This window comes from Alteromonas naphthalenivorans, assembly GCF_000213655.1.
Classification (GTDB): domain Bacteria; phylum Pseudomonadota; class Gammaproteobacteria; order Enterobacterales; family Alteromonadaceae; genus Alteromonas; species Alteromonas naphthalenivorans.
On sequence record NC_015554.1, the window covers coordinates 2,733,261 to 2,748,553 of the forward strand.

13 protein-coding genes are annotated in these 15,293 nt (G+C 45.4%); 5 read left to right on the forward strand and 8 right to left on the reverse strand.

All coding sequences use genetic code 11. The features are described 5' to 3' along the window. Nucleotides 1-47 precede the first annotated feature (47 nt). Nucleotides 48-677: a trimeric intracellular cation channel family protein gene (locus AMBT_RS12010; protein ID WP_013784894.1), complete on the reverse strand. Its 630-nt coding sequence runs from the start codon at nucleotides 675-677 to the stop codon at nucleotides 48-50. 117 nt (nucleotides 678-794) lie between these two features. Here AMBT_RS12010 and AMBT_RS12015 point away from each other — a divergent pair, with 117 nt between their 5' ends. Next, a complete protein-coding gene (locus AMBT_RS12015; RefSeq protein WP_013784895.1) occupies nucleotides 795-1,463 on the forward strand; it encodes an alpha/beta hydrolase family protein in 669 nt (222 codons plus the stop codon). A gap of 9 nt (nucleotides 1,464-1,472) precedes the next feature. Here the strand turns inward: AMBT_RS12015 and AMBT_RS12020 are convergent, their stop codons facing one another. The 7 genes from AMBT_RS12020 to AMBT_RS12050 all read right to left on the reverse strand — a co-directional run bounded on the left by AMBT_RS12020 (nucleotide 1,473) and on the right by AMBT_RS12050 (nucleotide 7,285). Then, nucleotides 1,473-2,336, reverse strand: a complete 864-nt coding sequence (locus AMBT_RS12020) for an alpha/beta hydrolase (protein WP_041452965.1) — start codon at nucleotides 2,334-2,336, stop codon at nucleotides 1,473-1,475. A gap of 631 nt (nucleotides 2,337-2,967) precedes the next feature. Further along, nucleotides 2,968-3,327: a 50S ribosomal protein L19 gene (rplS, locus tag AMBT_RS12025; protein WP_013784897.1), complete on the reverse strand. Its 360-nt coding sequence runs from the start codon at nucleotides 3,325-3,327 to the stop codon at nucleotides 2,968-2,970. 18 nt (nucleotides 3,328-3,345) lie between these two features. Further along, on the reverse strand, nucleotides 3,346-4,107 hold the full coding sequence (gene trmD, locus AMBT_RS12030; RefSeq protein ID WP_013784898.1) for a tRNA (guanosine(37)-N1)-methyltransferase TrmD: 762 nt from the start codon (nucleotides 4,105-4,107) through the stop codon (nucleotides 3,346-3,348). Continuing rightward, on the reverse strand, nucleotides 4,108-4,629 hold the full coding sequence (rimM, locus tag AMBT_RS12035; RefSeq protein WP_013784899.1) for a ribosome maturation factor RimM: 522 nt from the start codon (nucleotides 4,627-4,629) through the stop codon (nucleotides 4,108-4,110). It lies immediately after the preceding gene. A gap of 24 nt (nucleotides 4,630-4,653) precedes the next feature. Beyond that, nucleotides 4,654-4,905, reverse strand: a complete 252-nt coding sequence (gene rpsP, locus AMBT_RS12040; protein ID WP_013784900.1) for a 30S ribosomal protein S16 — start codon at nucleotides 4,903-4,905, stop codon at nucleotides 4,654-4,656. Between the two features lie 201 nt (nucleotides 4,906-5,106). Next, nucleotides 5,107-6,417: a M20/M25/M40 family metallo-hydrolase gene (locus tag AMBT_RS12045; RefSeq protein ID WP_013784901.1), complete on the reverse strand. Its 1,311-nt coding sequence runs from the start codon at nucleotides 6,415-6,417 to the stop codon at nucleotides 5,107-5,109. A gap of 208 nt (nucleotides 6,418-6,625) precedes the next feature. Next, complete coding sequence (locus AMBT_RS12050) at nucleotides 6,626-7,285, reverse strand: DsbA family protein (RefSeq protein WP_013784902.1); 660 nt, start codon at nucleotides 7,283-7,285, stop codon at nucleotides 6,626-6,628. A 148-nt stretch (nucleotides 7,286-7,433) separates the two neighbouring features. On the opposite strand from AMBT_RS12050, the gene AMBT_RS12055 reads away from it, so the two are divergent. The 4 genes from AMBT_RS12055 to AMBT_RS12070 all read left to right on the forward strand — a co-directional run bounded on the left by AMBT_RS12055 (nucleotide 7,434) and on the right by AMBT_RS12070 (nucleotide 15,192). Further along, the gene (locus tag AMBT_RS12055; protein ID WP_013784903.1) at nucleotides 7,434-8,711 is read left to right on the forward strand and encodes an O-acetylhomoserine aminocarboxypropyltransferase/cysteine synthase family protein; all 1,278 of its coding nucleotides are present in this window, start codon (nucleotides 7,434-7,436) and stop codon (nucleotides 8,709-8,711) included. Between the two features lie 432 nt (nucleotides 8,712-9,143). Further along, nucleotides 9,144-10,904 (forward strand): ABC transporter transmembrane domain-containing protein, encoded by a 1,761-nt coding sequence (locus AMBT_RS12060; RefSeq protein WP_013784904.1) that lies wholly within the window; start codon nucleotides 9,144-9,146, stop codon nucleotides 10,902-10,904. Nucleotides 10,905-11,033: 129 nt separating this feature from the next. Further along, nucleotides 11,034-12,080 (forward strand): efflux RND transporter periplasmic adaptor subunit, encoded by a 1,047-nt coding sequence (locus AMBT_RS12065; protein WP_167319347.1) that lies wholly within the window; start codon nucleotides 11,034-11,036, stop codon nucleotides 12,078-12,080. Then, entirely contained in the window at nucleotides 12,073-15,192 is a 3,120-nt protein-coding gene (locus tag AMBT_RS12070) for an efflux RND transporter permease subunit (protein WP_013784906.1), read from the forward strand. Before AMBT_RS12065 ends, AMBT_RS12070 begins: the two co-directional genes overlap by 8 nt. Nucleotides 15,193-15,293 lie beyond the last annotated feature (101 nt).

Below are 15,293 nucleotides of genomic sequence, written 5' to 3' on the forward strand. Positions count from 1 at the left end.
AGTTAAGTTCACGCCTATTTAGTTTACTTTTCAACCAAAGGTGAGTGTTAGCTCTTCGGAGTGTATCCTTTCTTAAATATGTTAGGTTTCCAACCCCAATGTAGCGAACCTAGACGAATAAATACGGTTGTTATTAGTGAGCCAAAAATACACCACGCGTAGGGTGCATCTAATGCAAACAATGCCGCATACGCTAAGCCACCAGAAAGGCACGCGGTTGCATAAAGGTCGCCGCGCATGACTAAAGGAACCTCTCTGCAAATTACATCCCTTAATAACCCGCCAAATATCCCTGTAGTCATTCCCATGGTTAGCGCCACTATCATTCCTGTACCTTCTATCAGTGCTTTTTCTATGCCCATGATGTTAAAGATGGCAAGCCCTGCCGCATCCATCAAAATAAAATAATAGTTAGATAATGGCGGTAGATAGCGAATGGATAATACTGTGAGTACCACTGCACCATAGGCAGAGTATAAATAAGAAGGCGTTTCTACCCAAAAAATAGGTTGGGTAAGCAATAAGTCTCTGATGGTTCCCCCGCCTAATGCAGTGACCGACGCCACCACTACCACCCCAAAACCATTAATGCTTTTTTCGTGCCCCATCAGTGCGCCAGAAACCGCGAAGAACGCCACCCCAAATAGCCCTAAAAAAAGAAAGTAATCTGCCGTCATTCCTGTCTCACTTGCGTTTTTGTTATAGGTTTATTCTGAAAATAGTTGAGTACAGATCGTTAATTTACGAATTTCGTGTCAGTATTATTGTTTTAAGTATGCAAACCTATCTTGTAGATGAAATTTATACTCATTTTATTCTTTGTTGTTACTACAGTTAACGCTCAGGCAGCGTCCAGCGGATATGCGTTCCCAAATAGTATAGACCCTGCCAGACGCTACGTTTTCTATTCACATGGCTTTATTGTAGAAGGGGATGATCTAACGCCCATACATCCTAGGTGGGGTGTATACAATTTTCCTAGCGTTCAAAAAGCACTTGATGACGATAGCTATGTTTTAATAGCACACCACAGACCAGAAGGTGTAAGTCCTATCGATTACGCTAAACGCCTTGCTGGAGAAGTTAAACAACTTATCACCGCAGGTGTGCCCCCACAGAACATTACCCTTACCGGGTTTTCACGCGGCGGCGCGATTACAATACTCGCGTCAAACGAGTTAAAAAACGCTCGGGTTAACGTTGTGATTTTAGCGGGCTGCGCAGGATTGATTAATCGTAAGCGGGATATTCAGCTATACGGTCGTGTGCTTTCTATTTATGAAACTTCTGACGACGTAGGCTCATGCAACCTCTTAGAAGCTCGAAGCCGTAAACTAAGGGAATTTAAAGAGATAGCCATCTCAACAGGAAAAGAACATGGTGCGTTTTATCGTCCTATGGATGAATGGGTGATTCCGCTAAAACGTTGGATTAGTGAATCAGGCCCCCAAAACGCACAATAGCACTCATGCTTACTGCTGCGCTTTCACGTGTGGTTTGCTTGCGTAAAGCCAATCTACCCCCTGAATTGTTGTGGTGGGAAACGCCGTAGCGTGAGTGGCCTCACCAATGAGTGTGAACTTCAGATTTACCTGATTATCATTCTGCAGCGTTATTTTTTGAGCTAGTTTTTGTGCTCCTTCCACCATATTTTGCCTTTCACCATATTCGGGACGTTCTAATTCGCCTACAGCAAGGAAGACCTTAACTGGCGTTTTAGGTTTAACAACCGGTTCAGACAAAATGGCATTGTCGCGAAACCATACCGATGGGCTGCCAATAATGTAACTACTAAACATATTTGGACGGGTAAAAAGCACATAGGCACTAAACAACCCACCTAAAGAATTTCCCACTAACGTTCTATGCATTCCCTTCACGCGATAGTTATTCTCCATGTAGGTAAATACCGTGTCATTGATAAAGTCAGCATGTTGCCCCGCTTTGCCAGTTTCAAGCTTCCAGTCTTCAGCAAGATAAGGGGTATAGTCGCGAACGCGACTAGAGGCGCCTTTAGACCCTTTAGAGTAGGATATGGCCACGATGATAGCCTGTTCCATTACACCGCTATTCATGGGAAATCGTGTTCCCCCTGACACAACCTGAAATGCATACGAACCATCCAACAAATAAATGACCGGGTAAGACGCTTTCGTATTAGCTCGATAGCTTTTCGGTAACTTAATAAAAATGGGGTAAGTTCGGTTAGATTTATTGTCTTGAAGTTCCACAACAGTACTTCTAGGTATTTTGAATTCAACGTCAGCATTTGCCACTGTACTAGCCATAGCACTAAAGACAAACACCGTTATTACCCAGAAAAAACGCAATCGCATGGGGCCACTCATTGTTTTAATTATCTATTTTCAACATCTTATCTCGCAAACGTGCATTGAGCAATTGTGCCAACACCAAGTAATACAATCCGGAATGCTATGTAGTTGGCAGTGACCTTTCAGCGCATTGATGCGCTGACATAGCGCTCACGGATGGGTTTATGCCGCACTACTCCATGGTACGGGTCAGCGTTTATAGGAGAGGGAGTCGCCCCCATCAGAAGCCTTCCACAACATGGAGCTATTGCGAAAACTCCATAGATGGATTCGCGCCTCGTTTCACGTGGGCTTCTACTGGCGACTAATATTAATATTCAACGGTGAGCCTTAACCGGCTGTTCAGAAGGGATGTGGTGTTAGGCTCGCTGACCTTCCAGCGCAGGACGCGCTAGCAGAGCCCCCATGGATGGGTTTACGGCGAGTCAGAGAACCCAACACCACATCTCCCCCCCGTGCCGTGGGAAGAATATGTCATTGGGTTTATGACCTTCCAGCGCAGGACGCGCTGGCAGAGCCCCCATGGACGGGTTTACGGCGTGTCATAAACCCAAGGACATGTTCTTCGCCCACAAAAAAGCCCGCTAATAAGCGGGCTCTTTCGAAGTTAACAATAACGCAAGGATTAGTAATCTTAGTTAAGCTTTTCTTTGATACGTGCAGATTTACCTGAACGTTCACGAAGATAGTAAAGCTTAGCACGACGAACCGCACCGCGGCGTTTAACTTCAATTGAAGAGATAGCCGGGCTGTGTGTTTGGAACACACGCTCAACGCCTTCGCCGCTAGAAATCTTACGTACGGTAAAAGACGAGTGCAGACCACGGTTACGCTTAGCGATAACAACACCTTCATAAGCCTGAAGACGTTCTTTGTCACCTTCGGTAACGCGAACTTTAACAACTACTGTGTCACCCGGGCCGAACCCTGGAACATCAGATTTAAGCTGTGCTTGCTCAATTTTCTTGATGATATCTTGACTGACTTTGCTCATCATATCCTCTCGTCCTAGTTAACTGTCATCTCGCTGCAACTGCGTTTGGAATATTTCCAATAACCGCTGCTGCTCCTCAGTCAGAGCTAGGTGATTTAACAAATCAGGGCGACGCAGTAAGGTTCTACCCAAAGACTGCATTAATCGCCACTGCCTAATTTTTTCATGATCACCACTTAACAACACATCAGGTACCGATTGACCATCTAGTACTTCTGGCCGCGTATAATGCGGACAATCCAGAAGACCATCGGTAAAGGAATCTTCAACTGCTGAAGCTTTATGCCCCAACACGCCGGGAACTAATCTGGCAACTGCGTCCATTAAGACCATTGCCGGCAGTTCACCGCCACTTAGAACGTAATCACCAATGGAGACTTCATCATCTACATGGCTTTCGATTACGCGCTCATCAATTCCTTCATATCGACCACAGATTAAAATCGTACGGTCAATGCCAGCAAGACGTTGAACGCCTGCTTGGTCAAGGGGTTTCCCTTGGGGTGATAAGTAGATCACGCTACTGTTTTCGCCACCAACTTTCTTGGCAGCTTGTATAGCATCGGTAAGCGGTTTAACCATCATCAGCATGCCGGGTCCGCCACCATAGGGGCGATCGTCAACTGTGCGATGGCGGTCATGAGTAAAGTCGCGGGGGTTAAAGGTATCAACCGATAATTTACCAGACTTAACTGCCCTGCCGATTACACCCTGCTGGGTGAATGGCGCGAACATATCTGGAAACAGGCTAACTACCCCGAACCATTTTTCCGGTGTCACTTAAAACCCCGGATCCCAGTCAACTTTAATGACCTTCGCTTCCCGATCTACCTCTTGTACAACGTCGTCGAACACAAAAGGTATTAATCTTTCTTTTTGACCAAAAGCATCGCCTACATTCGCTTTAACGTGAACCACGTCATTGGCACCTGTATTAAATACTTCTTTCACCACACCTAAGTCGTAACCTTGCGTAGTTACCACTTTCATGCCAGTGAGCTCGCGCCAATAAATACCATCGTCCCCTAAATCGGGAAGTTGCGAAGCGCTAATGTTTATATCCAAGTTTTTGATGCGTTCTGCATCATCTCGGTTATCCACACCAACAATCTTTGCTACCAGGCCTTTACCATGCGTTCGCCATTGGTCAATTTGGTATTCGTTTTCTTCGCCAAGGAACCAAGGCAAGTACTCAAAAATACCTTCTGGTGTTTGTGTATAGCTGTTGATTTTGACCCAACCTTTTACACCGTAAGGTGCACCGATTTTGCCAACAACCACAATGTCAGACGCTAAACTCATCTATACTCACCAGTTAATTGCAACTTACGCTGCAGATTTTTTAGCTTCTTTTACCAAGCTAGTTACGCGCTCAGATAAGCTCGCGCCAACACCAACCCAGTAATCAACACGTTCTAGGTCAACGCGTAAACGCTCTGCTTGACCTTGTGCAGTTGGGTTGAAGAAACCAACGTTTTCAATAAAACGACCGTTTCTTGCACGACGGCTATCAGCCACCACTAGTTGATAAAATGGACGCTTTTTCGCGCCACCACGCTGTAAACGAATAGTAACCATAAATGCCTCAAACTCGTTGTAGCGTTACCGTTAACTTAATCCTTCTTTAGACGCTTATAAATTGAGCGCCTAAGAGAAGGCCGCCGAATTATACGGATATGGGCTGTGAATGCAAGTATAAATGCGGGTTAAATAGGGATTATGCATCCCTATTTATTATTTATTGGCTATTAGTGTGGAAGGAGTAAAAATTTCGCTTGCTTATAAGGCCTTAGCTTCCCCTAAACGATAGAGTAAAATAGCCGCTTTATGCATGTTTTGCGCAAAGGTGGACATGTCGGCCACTTCATCCTTTGTATGTCCGCCATCGCCCATTAAACCTAAACCATCAATTGCCATGTCTACATGATCTGCTGCAAATGAAATATCAGCGGCACCTGCGTTTCTTGGGTTAACCGGCGCTACAGGGCCATAACCTAAAGATTCACTCACATCACTATACATCTTTAACAGTGCATAGTTTTGGTCGGTAGGTGCCATTGGCGGATAACCATCGGCAAAGGTTAATGTCGCAGAGGTATGCGCTAGGTTGTTCGAAGCCACTTCCTGCATAACCTTTTTAGCTTTTACCAACTCGTCGGCGGTTAATGTGCGAATGCCGCCTTTCACGGTAACTTCTTTTGCCACCACATTGGTTTTACCAAAGCCTTGTACGATAGAATTCTCGGGTTGTACTTCAACTTCAGTACCACCCGCTATTAACCCAGGGTTAAAGGTAATATTACCAACGCCCGCTAACTGTTCGCGAAAACTATTTAAAATACGAGCCGTTTCAAATATTGCACCATAGCCCACATTGTCGGTGAATATTTGTGATGAATGCGCAGGCTTGCCTGCAACATCTAACTGCCACCCTATTGAGCCGCGACGTGCAACCACCGCCGTTTTAATATCGCCATCGGCATCTTCAAACCCTAGCGCGATATCTGCCCATATTGCTGCATCAACTAAAGCTTTCTTAGATAGTGAAAGTGGGCGGCCACTACTTTCTTCATCGCCTGTCATCACTACTTTAATACTGATTTTATCGAGTAAATCTAAGGCTTTCAGCGCTTGCAGTGCCGCAATAATAATCACATCGCCGCCTTTCATATCGGTGATGCCAGGCCCTGCAATATGGGTGTCATCAACGACACTGTAGTGCTGAAATGCATCATCTTTAGCAAATACTGTATCTAAATGGCCTATCATCAGAATCTTTGGCCCCGAATTGCCATAGCTGGCCACTAAGTGCCCAGCCCGATTAAATTCACTTCCATCAACCCACTGGGTATCAAAACCCATTGCATCGAACTCGGCTTGATAAATAGCCCCTACTTTTTTGACTCCGTCGAAATTCATGGTGCCACTATTGATATTCACCGTTTTTTCTAACAGCGCTTGGGATTGGGTGAGGTTATCATTAATATGCTTTGTAATTTTCTGCTCGGTGGCAGTATTAGCCATACTGGTTTGGCTAAACATGAATAGCATGCCAACGAACAAAGTGTTGAATTTGATTCTTTTGATCATGAATTTTCTCTTATTTATTATCATTTAAGGCTTGAATAGAAACAGGAAGAATAATGAGAGTAAAACGGGCGTTCTGTAATGTCTAGTGCGACGAAAAAAGGGAATGTTAGTGAATAATGTTTTATTAGAAGCCGTTAAAAATGCGTAAACAGTTTTGCGACATGGGCCCAAGTTGACCCATGTCATATGAGAGTTTTATAGCTGTAGTTTATAAACCTAACTGAGCCAACGTTACATTCGCATCGTTATAATCAAGGGCAATAAATCGATAACCTGATTCATTTTTTAAAATTAAGCTGGGAAAGCCCTGGGCGCCAATAGCTTGCCCCATGTTTATTTCTTCTATTAATGTTCGTTGAGTTTCTGCGCTGTTTAAGTCTTCTTCGAATTGCTCTGGGTTTAATCCTAACTCGCTGGCCAGTTCAATCAACGTACTGTCATTGGACGGACTCATGGCGCGAAGATAGTACCCTTGTTGAATAGCATTTATCATCGATTCTTCTTTACTGGCATCTTGATTTCTTGCAGCAATTACCGCACGGCATGACGGATAAGTTGAGCGTCGTGGCTCGCATTTTTCCCAAAAATCAAAGTTGAATGTGGTACCCGGCACCCGCTGCATAATGGTTTTCCAATATCCGCTGATGGCAGCTTGCATAGCACTTGGCATGGGTTCGTTAGAATCGGGCGCTAGCCCGCCTAATACATATCGCACCTCTATGTGATCTGGCAGGTTTTGTTTTATGGTGTTCCATACTGGTACAAACGCCCAGCACCAACTGCACATGGGGTCGTGCACGTAGTAGAGAATAGATTTACTACCTTGCTGTGTTACTTGTTGTCTGGGCTGATGCACTGGCTTTTCCAAAACACTCTCCTACATTTAATTAACAAATAAATTTTTAATACTTCACAAGTAAAGATTTTTGGATTACCTTGATCAAAAGCTTTATAGACGTCTAACCATCTAAACATCTAAACGCACAAAATATGAATTAACTTTTAAGGTATGTTCAATGAAACCAGAAACCATTGCATTACACGCAGGCTATACTAGCGAAGAAACTACAAAAGCAGCAACTACTCCTATTTATCAAACCACATCGTTTACGTTTGATAATACGCAACATGGTGCTGATTTGTTCGACCTTAAAGTGCCAGGTTATATCTACAGTAGAATTATGAACCCCACCAATGCTGTGTTAGAGCAGCGTTTAACTGAATTAGAAGGTGGTGTTGGGGCATTAGCGGTAGCCTCTGGCATGGCCGCTATTCGCTACGCCATAGAAGCTATCGCAGAAGTCGGTAGCAATATTGTAAGTGTTGGACAGTTATACGGCGGCACCTACAACCTTTTTGCGCATACTTTTCCTCGCCAAGGTATTCAAACTACCTTCGTACAAGCAAATGACTTCGACGGCCTTGCTGCTGCTATTGATGAAAATACCAAAGCGGTATTTTGCGAGTCTATTGGTAACCCTGCAGGAAACGTTGTTGATATTAAACGTTGGGCCGATATTGCACATGCCGCAGGCGTGCCGTTAATTGTTGATAACACCGTTGCCACCCCTATTCTTTGCAAGGTGTTCGATCACGGTGCAGATATAGCCATTCACTCCCTAACCAAATATATTGGCGGTCACGGCACTACCGTGGGCGGCATTATTGTTGATTCAGGTAACTTTGACTGGGCTGCTCAGCCAGAACGATTCAGTATGCTGACTACACCCGATCCTAGCTACCATGGCGTTACTTACACAGAAGCACTTGGCCCAGCTGCTTATATTGGCCGCTGCCGCGTAGTGCCTCTGCGTAATACAGGGGCTGCACTTTCAGCACAAAGTGCGTTTAATATTATGCAAGGTTTAGAAACCTTATCGTTACGGATGGAGCGCCACTGCGAAAACGCAGAAAAAGTGGCTGCGTTTCTTGAAAAGCACCCTTCAGTGAATTGGGTTAACTATGCGGCTCTGCCTGATAGTGAGCACTTCGACACCTGCCAACGCATTTGTGGCGGTAAAGCGGCCGGTATTATTAGCTTTGGGATTCAAGGTGGATTGCCAGCAGGCGCTAAGTTTATCGACGCCCTACAGCTAATTCTACGCTTAGTTAATATTGGTGATGCAAAGTCTTTAGCCTGTCACCCTGCTAGCACTACACACCGTCAATTAAATGCTGATGAGCTTGCATCGGCCGGCGTTAGTGAAGATATGGTTCGTATTTCGGTAGGTATTGAACATATTGACGATATTATAGCTGACATCGAGCAAGCCCTCATTGCTAGCCAAAGCTGAGCACTTGAAGCTGCTAAGCTAAGCGCTCAAAGCTTTTAAGCTTTGCACTTCAAAGTGCTTTATTACATTTAGGTACGTCGGGGTTCCAGGTTATAAATGGAACCCCAGACTTTTGTTTTTTACTTTGAACCCAGCCGTTTTCTACTCTTGTTTTTTCTTTTCTAAAATCTTTTCTTTTTTAGCTATTTCTTTGCGACTTCCGGCTTCTCTTACAAATTTTTAACCCGGCCCGCGTAAGTCAGGGCAAGCCAGGTTCCACCCACCTGATTTACTGCAACTGTAGTCGAATGAATAAATCAACTTTTCCTAATTCAGCGTATAGTCATAACGATTAATCGTTCTCGGCTTCTGTTCGAACGCATCAATAGCGCAAATTAGATACGGTTTTCCGTAGCGTCGCTTTATCCTGTTGAAAATTTAAAAGAGGTTATTTTGGCAACACCGTTAAATGAAGTGTCAACAAAACAAGTACTGCAGTGGATAGGTTCACACTTAAGCCAATACAAAAAACGTGTCGCTGGGGCCATTGCCGCCTTGTTTACTGCCGCTATAGCATGGTTAATGTTAGGACAAGGCATTAAATATGCTATCGATAGCGGCTTTGTAGAAAGCGCTTCTGAAACCTTAAACCAAGCCACGGTTATTGTATTGGTAATAACGCTAATTGCCTGCATTGCGACCTATGCCCGCTTTTACTTGATGACATGGTTGGGCGAGAGAGTCAGTGCCGATATTAGAAATCAGGTTTACTCTCATTTGCTCTCACTTCCTCCTTCATTTTTCGCAGAGCTTAGAACCGGTGAGGTTATTTCTCGCTTCACTAGCGACACTACGGTAATTCAAACCGTGGTAGGTATGAGCCTCTCTATGACACTTCGCTCGGTAGTAACATTTATTGGCGCGTTAGTGTTGATGGGTATATCTAGTCCCCTACTTACTTTTTGCGTCATCATCGCTGTACCTGCTGTACTTGTACCCATAAAAGTTTTAGCACCACAAGTACGCAAGTTCGCTAAAATCAGCCAAGATAAGGTGGCAGATTTAGGCTCTCACATTGATGAAAGCCTGCATGAAATTATGACGGTTCAAGCGTACACCGCAGAAGACAAAGAACGCGCTCACTTTTCTTCACGAGTAGAGTCGGCGATGAATGCAGCTAAACATCGTATCCATTATCGGTCTTTATTAATTGGCTGCATTATGTGCTTAAGCATGACAGCGATAATATTTATTGCATGGGTAGGCGCACGCCAAGTTTTAGAAGGCAAAATGACCGTTGGGGAATTGTCCGCCTTTCTATTTTATGCAGTGATGGCAGGTGGCAGTATTGCTACTGTGAGTGAAGTAATTGGTGAAGTGCAACGAGGCGTAGGCGCTAGTGAACGCCTTTATCAGCTACTGAATGCAACATCAGACGTGACCTCGCTGTCTGAACACTCCGCTTCATCTCAAGTGCCTCAGGTAGCGCCCGCTATTGCGTTCAAAGACATGAGTTTTGGCTACCCAGGCACTAAGCCATTATTTAACAACCTAAACTTGAATATAAAAGCCGGTGAGAACCTTGCGTTGGTAGGGGCGAGTGGCGCTGGAAAATCATCACTATTCCAATTACTTATGCGTTTTTATGACCCCACTACCGGTGAAATCACGTTTGACGACACGCCCATTGTGGGCATGCCGCTAAGATGCTTGCGCCAACATATCGCCATTGTTACCCAAGAGCCTGTAGTATTCGCCAGTAGCGTAATGGAAAATATTCGCTATGGCAGCCCGAATGCAAGTGACGACGAAGTGATTAATGCAGCCAAAAAAGCCTTTGCTCATGAGTTTATCGATAATCTAGAAAACCGATATCACACTCAGTTGGGTGAGCGTGGCATCAAACTTTCTGGTGGTCAGAAACAACGTATCGCTATAGCCCGTGCAATATTAGCAAATCGCCCTATCTTACTTTTAGATGAAGCAACAAGTGCGCTAGATGCCATGAGTGAACGTATGGTTCAACAGGCAATGAATCGTTTAATGGAAGGCAAGACCAGTATTGTTATCGCACATCGCCTTGCCACCGTTCAGCATGCAGATCGCATTGTGGTAATGGATAAAGGCAAAATTGTCAGTATCGGAACGCATGCACAATTAATGAAAAGCGATACCCTGTACAGGGAATACGCTGAACTGCAATTGCTTAGCTAAGCTGCCTATGGTGCTATAACACTAGAATTTTGCTTGGGTTAAGTGGCAATAAAAGAACGCGAAAACAGCCACTAATTATCATTATTAGAAAAATAAAAAACTAAAAGATTTCGGAAAAAAATGACAAATATGATCTCCCGATACGCGAGGGTATCGGCGTGCTGTGTAGTATTGGCACTCACAAGTGTACCGGCTTACAGCCAATTTATGGGTGACAAACAGGCTAAGTTAGTCGTGACTGAGCCTGTCTCTTTTATGTATGAAACCCGAAAAGTGGAGGCTGTGGGTAGTGCCGAGGCGCTTCGCTCCATTGCACTTTACCCCGCCGTTGCCGATGAAGTCATCGAAGTCAATTTTGTTCCTGGCCAACTTGTTGAAGCTGGGAAAGTATTAATAAAGCTAGATAATCGTCGCCAGAAGAATGCCGTTAAGCGTGCTGAGCTAACATTAAAGGATGCACAGCGTACGCTTGATAGACTTATCACCAGCCATGCCCAAGGCGCAGTGCCTATCAGTGAACTTGACCTTGCACGCACCCAGCGTGACCTAGCCGAAGTGGCTTTGGAAGAAGCTATTGTCGACTTAGATGACCGTTTTATAAAAGCACCTTTTGACGGCGTTGTCGGCATTACTGACATTGAAGTAGGCGACCGAATTAACGAGCAAACGTTAATCACTACGCTTGACCACAGAAGCAAGCTTTACATTAATTTCAAAGCCCCAGAAGCCGCTTTACCTGTGCTGATGAACGCGCCCGATGTGACCTTAGAGCCATGGAGCGACCGCGAAGCGTCTATTAAAGCAGAAATTGCACAAATTGACTCGCGCATTAACGAAGCAGATCGTACCTTGCGAGCCCGCGCACTGTTAGACAACTCAGCAGACAAATTTCGCCCTGGCATGAGCTTTCGGGTGAATTTAAGCATTAAAGGCGACCGCTATGCAGCCATTCCAGAAGCCGCATTACTATGGGGTGCCACTGGCGCATACATTTGGCTTGCAGAATCTGGAAAAGCGAAACGGGTTGATGTGAATGTTCATCAACGTTTGCGTGGCGCGATTTTAGTGTCTGGCGCCATTAGCGAAGGCGACACGTTAATTGCTGAAGGTGTACAACGCCTTCGAAATGGACAAGCGATTACGACGGAATTGGTTGGGGGCCCCGCCAATGAGTAACGCGCCGGTAACCAATGACCTTCCCTCTTTATCAATTCGACGACCGGTACTCATTGTTGTTCTTAACTTACTTATTGCAATTGCTGGTTTATCGGCATTAAATGCACTAGAAGTACGAGAACTACCCGACGTAGATACGCCAAGAATTACGGTTACCGCCACTTACCCTGGTGCATCACCGGAAACCGTAGATGCAGAGGTTACCAGTCGCCTAGAAGGCGCGGTAGCTCGTGTTAGTGGCGTAAAAAACATTTCCGCACAAAGCGAAGAAAATTCAGCACGTATAAGGGTAGAGTTTCGCGCTGGCGTTAACTTAGAAGATGCCGCTAACGAAACCCGAGAATCGGTGAGCCGCGTTCAGCGACAATTACCAGATGATGTCGAAGAGCTTGCGATTATTCGCGCAGACAGTGATGCGCAAGCGGTGGTAAGCCTTGCGATTTCAAGCGACACCTTAGACATGGAAACCTTAACTGAGCGTGTTGACACCGATGTGGCTCCGCTTTTTTTGAGCATTCCTGGGGTGGCCGATGTCAGTATGAGTGGCGACAGAGAACGTGTACTTAGGGTATCCGTTGACCCACTTCGTTTAACCAGCTTTGGGTTATCGATGGCTGAAATTGCCAGCGCATTAGCGCTAGCCCCTTTTGATGTGCCCGCAGGGAGTATTCAATCTTCCGACCAAGCCTTAATTGTGCGCGCCGACGCTACATCAGTTAGTGCTGAAGATGTAGGTAATATTGTTGTTTCAGGTGATATACGAATCGGCGACGTAGCCAGTGTGTATTTTGGCCCTGCCGATTCCAGCAGTATGGTTCGCCTTGATGGCCGCCCGGTTATTGGTTTAGGCGTTATCCGCCAAGCCAGTTCAAACACCATTGAAATTTCAGATGAAGTGCTTTCTATGGTGAAAGACTTGGACAAACGCTTTACTGATATGAAGATTGTAGTGACATCTGACGACGCTGAATTTATTCGAGACTCGGTAAAAGAAGTTGTGGTATCGCTGAGTCTTACCGTGGCGTTAGTTGTTCTCACTTTACTCGTGTTTATTGGCTCTTGGCGCGCCACTATTGTGCCAGCCCTTAGCATTCCTGTCTCACTGGCCGGCGCGCTAGGCATTATTTGGGCCATGGGCTTTTCAGTTAACATTCTAACCTTATTGGCGTTGGTACTTGCCACAGGCATGATTGTTGATGACGCCATTGTGGTATCTGAAAACATTCAGCGCAGAAGAGCCATGGGGCTTGGTCCTCGGGCAGCAGCGGTTATTGGTACTCGTGAAGTATTCTTTGCGGTTATTGCTACCACGGCAGTATTAGCCTCGGTGTTTATACCCATTGCATTCCTGCCATCTACCGCAGGACGCTTATTCAGAGAATTCGGCGGCGTGCTAGCTGGGGCAGTTATCATATCTTCGTTTGTTGCTTTATCGTTAGTACCCGCGCTTACCGCTAGGCTTTCGAAAAAGCAATCTACGAAGTCGGGCTTTTTCGATGCCACCTTTGGCCGCTTCGGTCACGCCTGTTTACGTCTGTATCAAAAGTCACTGGTGTTTGCGCTAAAATACGCATGGGCGGTAGGCATAGTAAGCTTATTGGCTGGCGGTGGTGCGTACTTGCTGGCAAAGAATATCGATAATGAATTAATGCCAAGTGAAGATAGAGGCACAATTCGTATATTTGCTCGCGGGCCTGATGGTGCAGGCTTGAACTTCATGGACCGACAGGCCGAGAAGATGGAAGAAATGCTATTCCCTTATGTAGAAAACGGCACCATCGACTCAATTTATACGGTGGTGGGGCAATGGGATCCTAACATTGTATTTATTACTGTTCCCCTTAAGCATTGGGATGACCGCGACAAGTCGTTACAAGATATCGTGGGTGAAATTCGCCCTGGCTTGCAAGCCATTCCAGGAGCGCCGGGCAATGCCTTTGGCGGAAACAGCCTTAATTTACGGGGTCAAGGTGGTGGTTTAGAACTGGCACTCACTGGTGATACCTATGAAAATATTCATAAAGCGGCGTTAGCGTTTGCTATCGAGATAGAAAATGCGTTACCTGAAGTGGGTAGACCGCAAATTAGCTACGACCCTACTCAGCCTCAAATGCGAGTTAATATTGACAGACGTCGTGCAGAGGAATTAGGTGTTCCACTGCCTGATATTGCCAGCGCCCTTCGCGCTGCGGTAAATGGTGATGATATTGCTGATTTAAACGTGGGTGACCAAGCCATTCCCATTATGCTACAAACCAATAATAGAAATTCTATTAACCCCTCAGACCTTACTAATCTGTATGTGAAAAGCAGTACTGGTAACCTGGTGCCATTATCCAGTGTCGCATTTATTACTGAAGAAGGTGTGGCCGCTGAACTTGAACGCCAAGCGCAGCGCCGTGCAATTAATATCGAGATGGATTTGCCGGAAGACTTAGCGTTAAGTGATGTAGTAGACAGCATTCGCGAACTTGGTAACGAAACGCTACCCGATGGCATGGGATTAGTATTCTTAGGTGAAGCACAAACCTATGAAGAAACGTCTAAGCAAGTCGCCCTAACCTACGTACTCGCATTTATTATTGTACTGCTAGTGTTGGCAGCGCAGTTTGAAAGTGTGAATTCTGCCGTTGTGGTAATGTTAACGGTGCCCTTCGGTATTGCTGCGGCTATTTATGCCCTGTACCTAACCAGCACAAGCATTAACATTTACTCGCAAATTGGCTTGGTAATGCTAATAGGACTATTGGCGAAAAATGCCATCTTACTTATTGAGTTTGCCGATCAGTTACGGGATAAAGGCTATAGCGTTTACGATGCCATTATAGAAGCGGGTCGCGTTCGTCTTCGCCCAATCATGATGACATTGGTGTCCACTATACTAGGTGGCCTACCACTGATACTTTCAACAGGCGCAGGTGCCGAAGCGCGAAATGCGATTGGTTGGGTTGTCTTTGGTGGACTAGGTATTGCGGTGGTCTTCACCTTATACCTAACGCCAGTACTTTATCTTGCCCTAGCGCGATTTACTAAACCTCGCGCCGATGAAAGCCAGCGGTTAGAAGGGGAAATGCGAGAGGCTGAACTGCGCGAAGAAGCCAGTGTAAGTTAAGGCCAATACAAAAGGCGTGAATACTCACCTACTCCTTTGTACCTAAAGTATCTTCTAAAAGCCTCGTTTTTAACGGGGCTTTTTTATAACTCAGCGGCTTT